The sequence below is a fragment of the Rhodanobacter denitrificans genome (genome assembly GCF_000230695.2).
GTDB lineage: Bacteria > Pseudomonadota > Gammaproteobacteria > Xanthomonadales > Rhodanobacteraceae > Rhodanobacter > Rhodanobacter denitrificans.
Map to the genome: position 1 here is coordinate 2,397,204 of NC_020541.1, position 11,565 is coordinate 2,408,768.

Here is an 11,565-nt window from a genome sequence, read left to right on the forward strand (position 1 = left end):
AAATCGAGCATGGGGAACAGGAACAAAGCCGCGATCCCGACGATTCCCGATGCCCTCAATCGGTATAGCCGAACTTCTTCAGCATGTTCTCGTCGTCGACCCAGCCTTCGCGTACCTTCACCCACAGCTTGAGGAACACCTTGCGCTCGAACATGCGTTCCATGTGACGCCGCGCGCCCGTGCCGATCGCCTTGAGCTGGGCGCCGCCGTTGCCGATCACGATCGCCTTCTGGCCGGCGCGCTCGACCCAGATGATCGCGTGGATCTCGGCGATGCCGTCGGGACGGTCGTTGAACTGCTCGATCTCCACCGTGGTGGCGTACGGCAGCTCCTGGTCGAGCCGCAGCATCAGCTGCTCGCGCACCATCTCGGCAGCGAGGAAGCGCTCGCTGCGGTCGGTGACCTCGTCCTCGCCGAACACCGGTGGGCGCACCGGCAGGCGCTGCAGGATCGCCTGCTCCAGTTCCTGCAGGCCCTGCCCCTTGAGCGCGCTGACGTAGTGGATCTCGTCGTAGCTGTGCTTCGCCACCAGTTCGGCCACGAACGGCAGCATCACCGTCTTGTCCTTGTTGAGGTCGACCTTGTTGATCACCAGCAGGCGCGGCGACGACTGTTCGACCAGGGCGGCGTACAACGCCTCGTCCTCGTCGGTCCAGCGGCCGGCTTCGATCACCTGCACCACCAGGTCGACATCGCTGATCGCCGAGCGCGCGGCGCGGTTCAGGCTGCGGTTCATCGCACGCTTGGCGCCGCGATGCAGCCCGGGCGTGTCGACGTACATGATCTGCCCGGCCTCGCTGGTGTTGATGCCGAGGATGCGGTGGCGGGTGGTCTGCGGCCGCGGGCTGGTGATCGACAGGCGAAAACCGATCAGCGCGTTGAGCAGGGTGGACTTGCCCACGTTGGGACGCCCGGCCAGCGCGACCGTGCCGCAGCGGAAGTTATCGTGCGGCAGGCTGCCGGCGGCGGAGTCCAGTTCTTGGTTCATGACGCGGGTTGCTCGACGGGTCGGATGGCAAGTGTAGTGCTTCGCCGGAAGCGGCAGGCGGGCGCTTCAGGTGGCGAGGCGGCGACGTCAGGCGTCGCGCTGCTGCTCCAGCAGCTGGTTGAGCACGGCCTCGGCCGCGTCCTGCTCCGCGGCGCGGCGGCTGCCGCCATGGGCTTCGGCGGTGAATGCGATCGGCTCGCCGATGCTGCAGCTGACCTCGAAGGTCTTGGCGTGGTCCTCGCCGTGGCTGGCCACCAGTTCGTAGTGCGGCAGCGGCAGACCCTTGGCCTGCAGCCACTCCTGCAACCGCGTCTTGGCGTCCTTGGAGGAGCGGCGCAAGGCGGCGATGCGCTCGGCGAACAGCCCGCGCACGAACTCGCGGCAGGCATCGAAGCCGCCATCCTGGTAGACCGCGGCGACCATCGCCTCGAACGCGTCGGCGAGGATCGAATCGCGTCGGAAGCCACCGCTCTTCAATTCGCCCGGGCCGAGCTTCAGCCCGTCGCCCAGGTCCAGTTCACGGGCCACCACGGCCAGCGCCTGTCCATTGACCAGTTGCGCGCGCAGCCGCGACAGCTCGCCTTCGCTGGCCCGGGGATGCGCTTCGTAAAGCATCTCGGCGACGATCGCGCCGAGCAGCGCATCACCGAGGAACTCCAGCCGCTCGTTGTTCGGTTTGCCGACGCTGCGGTGGGTCAGTGCCAGCTGCGCCAGCGTCGGGTCGCGAAAACGGTAGTTCGGTTCCAAATTTACTCGCCCACGTTGCCCTGCAGCGGCACGCTCTTGTCGAAGTGCAGCAGGAAGTCGATGTTGTACATGAACGGAATCTGCTTGTCGTAGGCCACGCGCAGCTGGTTGGCGCCGCCGCTGTTGCGCACGATGGTGATGTTCGCCGGCTTGATGGTGGCGTCGTCGACGTACTGGAAGCCCATCTTGAACATCAGGCCACGGCGGATATCGTCCAGCGACTTGCCGTTGGTGCCCTCGGTGGCAACCTGGTTCATCGCCTTGACCACGCCCATGTACTCCGAGTAGGACGGCAGCAACTTCATACCCATGTAGGCCAGGAAGCCAACGATGGCCATGATGATCAGGAACCCGATCAGGGTGACGCCGGACTGCTTCGATTTCATAGTCCCCTCGCTATGCCGCCTGTTCGGCGTGCCTGTCTGTGAATGGTGATCCGGGCATGGCGACCGTGGCCGCCCCCGCCGGCGTGCCGATTATGCCTGCGGATTCTCGCACTGTCGGCGGCCGCGCGTGCGCAGCGGTTCGATCCCGTCACGCTTTCGCCCACCGGCCGGCCGCGGCCGGCCTCAGTGGATCACCGTGCCGATCCGCGAGAAGTCCACGCCGCCGGTGCCCCAGCCCTTCCAGCTCATCCAGATCAGGAACGCCTTGCCGGCCAGGTTCTGCTCCGGCATGCAGCCCCACCAGCGGCTGTCCAGGCTGTCGTAGCGGTTGTCGCCCATCACCAGGTAGCAGCCCGGCGGCACCTTCGAGGGCACCCGGTCGTTCGGGATCGAATTGGGCGTGGTGTAGGCCGGCATGCGCGCGATCATGTGGTTGACCTTGCCCAGGTGCTCGGTCCATACCGTGGCGCCCATGTTCAGCATGATCTGGTCCACGCTGCGCTGCGGGTTGCCCACGTACGGGCCGATCTCCTCGGCGTTCACCCGCTGGCCGTTGACCCACAGCTCGGCACCGTGCACCTCGATGCTGTCGCCCGGCAGGCCGATCACCCGCTTGATCCAGTTCTGCGCCGGTACCGGCGCATGCGGGTCGTTGCAGCTCATGTCGCCGCTGCGCACCAGCGTGTCGCCGTCCTGGCACAGGTAGCCGGGGAAGCGGAACACCACCACGTCGCCGCGCTGCGGCTCGCCGAGGTCGACCAGCTTGTTGTTGAACGCCGGCATGCGCAGGCCGTAGGCGAACTTGTTGACCAGGATGAAGTCGCCCACGTCCAGCGTCGGCATCATCGAGCCGGACGGGATGCGAAAGGGTTCTGCCACGAACGAGCGCAGCAGCAGCACCACCAGCACCACCGGGAACAGCGAGCGCGACCAGTCCACCGGCATCGGATCGCTGTATTCCTCGCCGGCCGCCTCCAGCCGCGCCTTGCGCTTCTGGTACAGGAACAGGCGATCCAGGCCCCACACCACGCCGAACAGCACGGTGAGGCCAAGCAGAATCGCCGAGAAATCGAATTCCATGCCTTAACTCCAGGTTGCCTGACGGATCATCGCTGATCGCACTTGTTATTTGTCGACCTTCAGTACAGCCAGGAACGCTTCCTGCGGAATCTCCACGCGACCGACCTGCTTCATGCGCTTCTTGCCTTCCTTCTGCTTTTCCAGAAGCTTCTTCTTGCGGCTGACGTCGCCGCCGTAGCACTTGGCCAGAACATTCTTGCGCAGGGCTTTCACCGTGGAGCGTGCGATAATTTGGGCACCCACGGCGGCCTGGATCGCCACGTCGAACTGCTGGCGCGGGATCAGGTCCTTCATCCGCTCGACCAGGTCGCGGCCGCGGCGGTCGGCGTGGCTGCGGTGCACGATCAGCGAGAGCGCGTCGACGCGATCGCCGTTGATCAGCACATCCACGCGCACGAACGGGCCGGCATCGAACCGCTCGAAGTGGTAGTCCATCGAGGCGTAACCGCGCGAGACGGATTTCAGCCGGTCGAAGAAGTCCATCACCACTTCGGCCAGCGGCATTTCGTAGCTGATCTGCACCTGGGTCGCCAGGTACTGGATCGAACGCTGCACGCCGCGCTTTTCCTCGCACAAGGTGATCACGTTGCCGATGTAGTCCGGCGGGGTGAGGATGTTGGCGACGATGATCGGTTCGCGGATTTCCTGCACCAGGCTGGAATTCGTCGGCAACTTGGCCGGGTTGTCCAGCATCATCGTCGAACCGTCGGTCTTGAGCACCTCGTACACCACGGTCGGCGCGGTGGTGATCAGGTCAAGGTCGTACTCGCGTTCCAGCCGCTCCTGCACGATTTCCATGTGCAGCATGCCGAGGAAGCCGCAGCGGAAGCCGAAACCCATCGCCTCGGAGGATTCCGGCTCGAAGAACAGCGCGGCGTCGTTCAGGCGCAGCTTGTCCAGCGCCTCGCGCATCGCCGGGAAGTCGTCCGACGAGACCGGGAACAGGCCGGCGAACACCCGCGGCTGCATGGTCTGGAAACCGGGCAGCGCCTTGTCGGCCGGCTTGCCGGCCAAGGTCAGCGTGTCGCCGACGGGCGCGCCGTGCACGTCCTTGATCGAGGCATTGATCCAGCCCACCTCGCCGGCGCCGAGCTTGTCCAGCTTCTTGCGCTTGGGCGTGAACACGCCGACGTCGTCCACCTCGTGGGTGCGCCCGGTGGACATCACCAGCAGCTTGTCGCCGGGCTTGATCTCGCCCTGCATCACGCGTACCAGCGAGACCACGCCCAGGTAGTTGTCGAACCACGAGTCGATGATCAGCGCCTGCAACCGGTCGGTGTCGCGCGGCTTGGGCGGCGGGATGCGCGCCACGATCGCCTCCAGCACCTCGACCACGTTGAGGCCGGTCTTGGCGCTGATCGCCACCGCATCGGTGGCGTCGATGCCGATCACCGCCTCGATCTCGCCCTTCACCTTCTCGATGTCGGCCGTCGGCAGGTCGATCTTGTTCAGCACCGGCACCACTTCCAGCCCCATCTCCACCGCGGTGTAGCAGTTGGCGACGGACTGCGCCTCCACGCCCTGGGCGGCATCCACCACCAGCAGCGCGCCCTCGCAGGCGGCCAGCGAGCGGCTGACCTCGTAGGAGAAGTCGACGTGGCCGGGGGTGTCGATGAAGTTGAGCTGATAGGTCTTGCCGTCGCGCGCGGTGTACGGCAGCGACACCGATTGCGCCTTGATGGTGATGCCGCGCTCGCGCTCGATCGGATTGTTGTCCAGCACCTGCGCCTCCATCTCGCGGTCGGCCAGGCCGCCGCAGAGGTGGATGATGCGATCGGCCAGGGTCGACTTGCCGTGGTCGATGTGGGCGATGATGGAGAAGTTGCGGATCAATTCCATGGAGCGCGGGCGGCCTGTCGGGCTTGGGCTTGCCGCCACGCACCATGCGTGGCGGCGCATCGGCATGAAGCGATGCTAACCCGGTATTGTCGCACGGAACCCGCCAGCGCCAAGCACGCCCCCCGCGGCGCGGGGTACCCCGCGGGGTGTCGTGCGAACCGCGGTTCGATCACTTGTCATCCGGCACGGTCAGGCCGACGAAGTTGCTCTGCTCGCCGCGGCGCACCAGCAGCAGCACCGTGCTGCCAGCCTTCACGCCCTTGGTGGCCGCCTCGAACTCGGCCACGCTGCCGATCTTCTGCTGGTTGACCATCAGGATCACGTCGCCCGCACGCAGCCCGGCCTGTGCCGCCACCGGCCCGGTGATGTCGCCGATCACCACGCCCTGACCCGGCTTCAGTCCGAGCTGCGTGCGGGTGCCGTCGTCAATCGACTGCACGGTCAGGCCCAGCGCGGCCGAGCCGCTGTGTGCCAGCGACGGGGCGGTGCCCTGGCCGTTCACCGCGTTGCGGTCGCGCGCGGCCTCGCTGATGGTGACTTGAAGCGTCTGCTTCCTGCCGTTGCGCAGGATTTCCACCGGCACCTTGCTGCCCGGCTTGGTCATGCCCACCAGCGGCGGCAGGTCCGAGGCCTGCTGCAGCGTCCGCCCGTCGTAGGCCAGGATGACGTCGCCGGACTGGATGCCGGCCCTGGCCGCACCGCTGTCCGCCGTGACATCGACCACCGCGGCGCCCACGCCGTTGTCCAGGCCGAACGCCTTGACCATGTCGTCGTCGACCGGCTGCACCGTCACCCCGAGCATGCCGCGCGACACGTAGCCCTTGCTCTTGAGCTGCTGCACCGCGTTCATCGCCACGTCGATCGGGATCGAGAACGCCACCCCGGAGTAGGTGCCGGTGTTGGAATAGATCTGCGAGTTGATGCCGACCACCCGGCCCTGCAGGTCGAACAGCGGACCGCCGGAATTGCCGCGGTTGATCGGCACGTCGGTCTGGATGAACGAGGTGTACGGCTGGTCGCGCTGGCCCAGGTTGCGGCCCACCGCGCTGACGATGCCCTGGGTCACGGTGTAGTCGAAACCGAACGGCGAGCCGATCGCCAGCACCCACTGGCCGGGCTTCAGGCTGCGCGAATCGCCGAGGGTCACCGCCGGCAGGCTGCCGCCGGCATCCACCTTGAGCAGGGCGATGTCGTAGGTCGGGTCGGTGCCGATCACCCTGGCCGTCAGCGTACGCCGGTCCTGCAGGCGCACGGTGACCTTGTCGGCATGGTCGACCACGTGATTGTTGGTGAGGATGTAGCCGTCGCCGGAGATGATGAAGCCCGAACCCAGCGAGGTGTGCCGCTGCTCCTGCGGCGACGGCATCATCGGCATGCCGAAGAAGCGCCGCAGGATCTCCGCCTGCGGGTCGTCCGGCATGCCTTGGCCGGGCATCATCTGCCCGCCTATGCTGCGGCTGCTGCCCTGCCGCTCGCCGTTGTAGCGGGCCTCGACGTGCACCACGGCCGGCGCGTTCTTCTGCACGATGCCGGTGAAGTCCGGCAGCGTGGCGGCGGCCGGTGCCTGCGCCTGCGCCGTGCCGGCAGCGGCGACGCCCAGCAGCGCGCAGCACGCCAAGCTGCGCAAGATGGAATGGTTCATGACTCCTCCTTGGTTGATTTCGGTCGACACGCTTCAAGTGGATGGATGACTCCGGCGGCGCCGTGCCCGCTCCGCACGCGCACCACCGATCGACCCGGGCGGCGGGTCGATGGAGGCGGGAACAGCGAGAACGAGCCGCGGGCAATCACACGCGGACCCGTGTCATTGCGCGACGGCGGAAGCCCGGCGCGAGGTGTCCGGGGCCACCGGTTGCTCCGGCTCGAGCAGCAGCAGGTAGCTGCCGTCGTTGTTGTCGAGCGTGCGGTAGCGGGGCATCGAGGGGTAACCAGACAGGCGCCGCGCATACGCCGACTGGCTCTGGCCGAACGGCGTACCGAAGGTCGCCGAGGCCTGCTGGCTGAGCAGTCCGGCGGAATTGCCGCTGAGCCATGGCGGCACGGCGGCCGGAGCGACCGGCTTGTTCGCCGGCGCGGCGGCAACTGCACTGGCCTGCCGGGCGGTCGACGCGGTCAGGCGTTCGGCATCGCCGGTCGGCTGGCCGATCATCAGGGCGGCGGCGGCCACGCTGGCGGCGATCGCGCCGCCGGTGGACCAGCGCAGCCAGTGGCTGCGCCGGGGCGACGTCGCGGCCGGCGACGACTCCTGTTCGATCGCCAGCATCACCCGCGCGGCAAAACCGGCCCCGGCCAGCGGCGGCAACTGCTGGCGCAGGCTGTCGCGGGCGATGTGGTAACGGGTCCAGGCCTGCTGCAGCGAAGCGTCATGGTCGAGCCGGCGCAGCAGGAAACGCAGCTGCTCCCTCGACAATTCGCCATCGATGCCCGCGGAAAGGCTTTCCCGGGTGTCCTGATTCATGCCTGCCTGCTTCATGTCTGATCCTCGCGGTCCGACAACAGGGGCCGCAGCTTCTCGTCGATCGCCTCGCGCGCCCGGAAGATGCGCGAACGCACCGTACCGATCGGGCAGCCCATCGCTTCGGCGATTTCATCGTAGCTGAGGCCATCCACCTCGCGCAGCGTGATGGCGGTCCGCAGCTCTTCGGGCAAGGCTTGGACAGTCGAAAACACGGATTGTTCAATTTCCTGGCGCATCAGCTCGCGCTCGGGCGTGGCGCTGTCGTGCATGCGTTCGGCACCGGCCATGAACTCCGCGTCATCGGCATCGATGTCGCCGGCCGGCGGCCGCCGGCCCATCGCCACCAGGTGGTTCTTGGCCGTGTTCACCGCGATCTTGTACAGCCAGGTGTAGAACGCGCTGTCGCCGCGGAACGAGCCGATCGCCCGCCACGCACGGATGAACGACTCCTGCGCGATGTCCTCGCATTCGGCGTGGCTGCGCACGTAGCGCGAGACCAGTCCGATCACCTTGTGCTGGTACTTGCGCACCAGCAGGTCGAAGGCCCGCTTGTCCCCCTGCTGGACCCGCTCGACCAGCAGGCGATCCAGTTCGTTTTCGCCCGTCCGGGCCGTATCCGTCGTCAATGCCGTCTTCCGCTGCGGGAGCTGTTTTGAACTGAACGCGGCGCTCAGACCACGATCCGGCGCCCGAGTTCAGCATGCACCGGGTCTCGCCTCCACCACAACGTACAGCCTGTCGACTGCCTGTCGTGCCTGGCCCGCGCCCCGGACCCGTGCCGGGTCGGCTTAGTTATGGGGACGCCTGCCGCCGGCTCAAGCCGGTTCGGCCACGCGCGCCTCCAGCAGGCGTTGGCGCTCGGCCAGCAACTTGTCGAAACTGACCGGCGGCAGCGGACGGCAGAACAGGTAGCCCTGCAACTCGTCGCAACCGTGCTGGCGCAGGAACTGCAGGTGCTGCTCGATCTCCACGCCTTCGGCCACCACGGCACGCTTCAGCCGGTGTGCCATTTCAACGGTGGCACGCACGATCGCCTCGTCGTCGGGGTCCACCCCGATGTTGCGCACGAAGCTCTGGTCGATCTTGATGCGGTCGGCCGGCAGCCGGCGCAGGTAGTCCAGCGAGGCCGCGCCGGTGCCGAAATCGTCGATCGCGATGTGGCAGCCCAGCCGGTGCAGCGCATGCAGGTTCTCGACCAGGTTCGGCGCCTCCTTGATGCTGATGCTCTCGGTGACCTCCATCTCCAGCAGGGTGGGGTCCAGCCCGGTTTCGCGCAGCACGGCCGCCACGGTGTCCAGCAGCTGCGGCTCCATCAGCTGCACCGCGGACAGGTTCACGCCCAGCCGCAGGCGCAAGCCGTAGCGTTGCTCCCATTCCTTCGCCTGGCGACAGGCGGTGCGCATCACCCACTCGCCGATCGAGACGATCAGGCCGCTTTCCTCGGCCAGCGGGATGAACACCGCCGGGCTGATCATGCCCAGTTCGGGATGCTCCCAGCGCACCAGCGCCTCCATCCCCATGATGTCCTCGGTCTCGGTGTTGACCTGCGGCTGGTAGACCACGCGCAGTTCGCCGTTGCCCTCGGCATGGCGCAGGCGCGTCTTCAGCGCCATGCCGTGCTGCTGGGCGTACTCCGGGCTGACCTCGTAGATCTGGAACGTGTTGCGGCCCTGGTGCTTGGCCGCGTACATCGCCTCGTCGGCATGCTTGAGCAGGGTCTGCGCGTCGCCGGCGTCGTCGGGGAAGAAGCTCAGGCCCATCGACGCGGTGACCTGCAACTCGGTGCCGTCCTCCAGGAACAGCGGCGTCTCCATCACCTGCACGATCTTCTCGGCCACGCGCAGCACGTCGTCGTTCTTCACGATATGGCGCAGCACGACGGTGAACTCGTCGCCGGCATAGCGGGCCACCGTGTCGGACGCGCGAATGCTGCCGCACAGGCGCTGGGTGACCGAGCGCAGCACCTGGTCGCCGGCGGCATGGCCGTAGGTGTCGTTGATCGCCTTGAAGCGGTCGAGGTCGACGAACAGCACCGCGAAGCACTCGCCGTTGCGGGTTGCCTCGCGGATGATGGTGTCCAGCCGGTCGTTGAACAGCAGCCGGTTCGGCAGGCCGGTCAGGGCGTCCACCAGGCCCTCTGCACGACCCTGCTCGCGGGTGCGGCCCAGTTCCAGCATCTGCGCGAAGCGTGCCGCGGCGCAGCGCAGTACCGGTTCGATGATGCCCATCTTGCCGAAACCGCGCCGGCTGCCGGCCAGCATCGCGCCGAGTACGGTGTGACGCTCGTCGTACAGCGGCAGTCCGGCAAACCCGGCCAGGTCGAGCTGCTGCAGCAGCGGGTCGACCGACGCCAGCCGTTTCGCATCGGTGCGATACAGGATCGGCTTGCCGCCCAGCACCAGCTGCAGCGAACTCTGCAGCTGCGCCGGCGGCCACGCCGGGGCATCGCCGTTCCACAGCTGCAGCATCTGGGCCGGCGCGTCGGCGCCGTCCTGGCGCGCCGACCATACAGCGAGGTAATCCAGCCCCAGCTCGTCGAACAGCAAGCGACCGGAGGCAGTCTGCGCGTCGACGCCGCTGGTCGAGGCGAAGATGCGCGACAGCAACGACAGGGCGGCTTCCGCCCGCAGGTCGGCGCGATCGCTGCGGAACATCAAGGCCAGCGCCTCGCGCCCGGCATGCCGGATGCGCCGCACGCTGGCCTGGCCGGTGTCGGCACCCTGCGCCGACTTGCGCTGGCAGGGATACCAGCCGCGGTTGGCCTCGGCCAGCACCTGGTCGATCGTGATGCCCTCGAAACGCAGCACTTCAGCCAGCGGCAGGCCCTCCCACTGGCTGGCGTGCATGCGGCTGTGCCGTGCCACCGTGGGACTGACCTCGAGCAGGCGGCCGGTTTGCGCATCGGCGATCAGCCACTCGCTGTCGCCCTCCTCGAACACGTAGCGGTAGTCCTCGTGCGCACTGCCGTCGGACGTGGCGGCCAGCGGGCGCGGCCGCTGGCCGTTGCCGGCCTGCCAGCGCCGCCAGCGCGGCACCAGTTCGCTGCCGATCTGCGCGGCCGAAAGCCAGTCGGCGATGTCGGCAGGCAGGTCGGCCGCACTCAGCGTGGCATCCTCGCCCAACACCACGATCAGCGGCGTGTCCGTGCCGCCCGGCAGACGATGCAGTTGCTCGCAACTGATGCGCGCCTGCTGTTCGTCGCCGGACAGCACCGCCACGATCAGCTGCAGCGGCGGCAACGATGCGCGGCCCTCGAGCAGGATGGCTGCGTGCGATACGTCGCGCGCACTGTGGATCTGCGGATAACCCGCCTGGTCGAGCGCATCGAACAGGCTGCGGCGCAGTTCGCGCTGGGCGGCAACCACCAGAATGCCGGAACTCATCTGCGTGTCGGCCTCAGACCAGCCAGCGGCCGTCGCGCAGGCGCAGGCGGCGCGGCTGGCTGTCTTCGCTGCCCACGTGCGCCGCCAGTTCGCCAAGGTGCTCGACCAGCGCCACCGGCGCGTCGATCAGCACGACACGGCGCAGATGACCCTTCGGCGCGCGTGCAAGCTGGCGCAGCAAGGTGGCGTCCATCGCCGACAGCGGCAGCTCCAGCCCGAGCAGGAAGTAAACGCCGAAATGCATGCTCTGCTGCATGTAGCGCAAGGCGTTGCCCAGCCGCTGACAGTCCGGCACCCGGACCTGCGCATCGCGCAGGCTGCCGAGGCCGGTATCGGGTTGCCACAGGTACACCGCCTGCCCGGTGTGCCGGGCGATCGCGCGGAACTGGTCGATCAGGACGTGCACGTCCTTGCAGTCCAGCACCACCAGGCCGCTGGGAGCCGCCAGGATACGCTCGAAAATCTCGGCGCCGGCTTGTGGCGGAACGGAGGCCAGTACTGAGGTCATTGCGTCTCCGTCCTGCCGTGTCGGCGATAGTGCACTGGTGAATCCGGCCCGCTGGCAACCACCCGTGGCTCAGCCCATCGAACCAGGCGTGGCCCATTGAACCACGACGGATGGCTCCGCGGTCCGACGGTCCCGCGCTGCGCCGTGACACGATCGGCCCGCCGCACCGCCCGGCT

Annotated in this window: 10 protein-coding genes; all 10 read right to left on the reverse strand. The window is 67.6% G+C overall.

Going from position 1 to position 11,565, the window contains the following annotated elements; all coding sequences use genetic code 11:
- Positions 1 to 55 precede the first annotated feature (55 nt).
- Entirely contained in the window at positions 56 to 988 is a 933-nt protein-coding gene (gene era / locus R2APBS1_RS10900; protein ID WP_007511287.1) for a GTPase Era, read from the reverse strand.
- Between the two features lie 87 nt (positions 989 to 1,075).
- Positions 1,076 to 1,735, reverse strand: coding sequence for a ribonuclease III (gene rnc / locus R2APBS1_RS10905; RefSeq protein WP_015447999.1), 660 nt, complete (start codon positions 1,733 to 1,735; stop codon positions 1,076 to 1,078).
- 2 nt (positions 1,736 to 1,737) lie between these two features.
- Positions 1,738 to 2,121, reverse strand: coding sequence for a DUF4845 domain-containing protein (locus R2APBS1_RS10910; protein ID WP_007511284.1), 384 nt, complete (start codon positions 2,119 to 2,121; stop codon positions 1,738 to 1,740).
- A 183-nt stretch (positions 2,122 to 2,304) separates the two neighbouring features.
- Complete coding sequence (gene lepB / locus R2APBS1_RS10915; protein ID WP_015448000.1) at positions 2,305 to 3,201, reverse strand: signal peptidase I; 897 nt, start codon at positions 3,199 to 3,201, stop codon at positions 2,305 to 2,307.
- 45 nt (positions 3,202 to 3,246) lie between these two features.
- Positions 3,247 to 5,040 (reverse strand): translation elongation factor 4, encoded by a 1,794-nt coding sequence (lepA, locus tag R2APBS1_RS10920; protein WP_007511281.1) that lies wholly within the window; start codon positions 5,038 to 5,040, stop codon positions 3,247 to 3,249.
- A gap of 169 nt (positions 5,041 to 5,209) precedes the next feature.
- Positions 5,210 to 6,682 (reverse strand): Do family serine endopeptidase, encoded by a 1,473-nt coding sequence (locus R2APBS1_RS10925; RefSeq protein ID WP_015448001.1) that lies wholly within the window; start codon positions 6,680 to 6,682, stop codon positions 5,210 to 5,212.
- 162 nt (positions 6,683 to 6,844) lie between these two features.
- Positions 6,845 to 7,513 carry a sigma-E factor negative regulatory protein gene (locus tag R2APBS1_RS10930; RefSeq protein WP_015448002.1) on the reverse strand — a complete coding sequence of 223 codons (669 nt, stop codon included), beginning with the start codon at positions 7,511 to 7,513 and terminating at the stop codon, positions 6,845 to 6,847.
- Positions 7,510 to 8,124, reverse strand: coding sequence for an RNA polymerase sigma factor RpoE (gene rpoE, locus R2APBS1_RS10935; protein ID WP_007511277.1), 615 nt, complete (start codon positions 8,122 to 8,124; stop codon positions 7,510 to 7,512). Before rpoE ends, R2APBS1_RS10930 begins: the two co-directional genes overlap by 4 nt.
- A gap of 189 nt (positions 8,125 to 8,313) precedes the next feature.
- Positions 8,314 to 10,881 carry a putative bifunctional diguanylate cyclase/phosphodiesterase gene (locus R2APBS1_RS10940; protein ID WP_015448003.1) on the reverse strand — a complete coding sequence of 856 codons (2,568 nt, stop codon included), beginning with the start codon at positions 10,879 to 10,881 and terminating at the stop codon, positions 8,314 to 8,316.
- A 13-nt stretch (positions 10,882 to 10,894) separates the two neighbouring features.
- Complete coding sequence (locus R2APBS1_RS10945; protein WP_007511273.1) at positions 10,895 to 11,389, reverse strand: hypothetical protein; 495 nt, start codon at positions 11,387 to 11,389, stop codon at positions 10,895 to 10,897.
- Positions 11,390 to 11,565 lie beyond the last annotated feature (176 nt).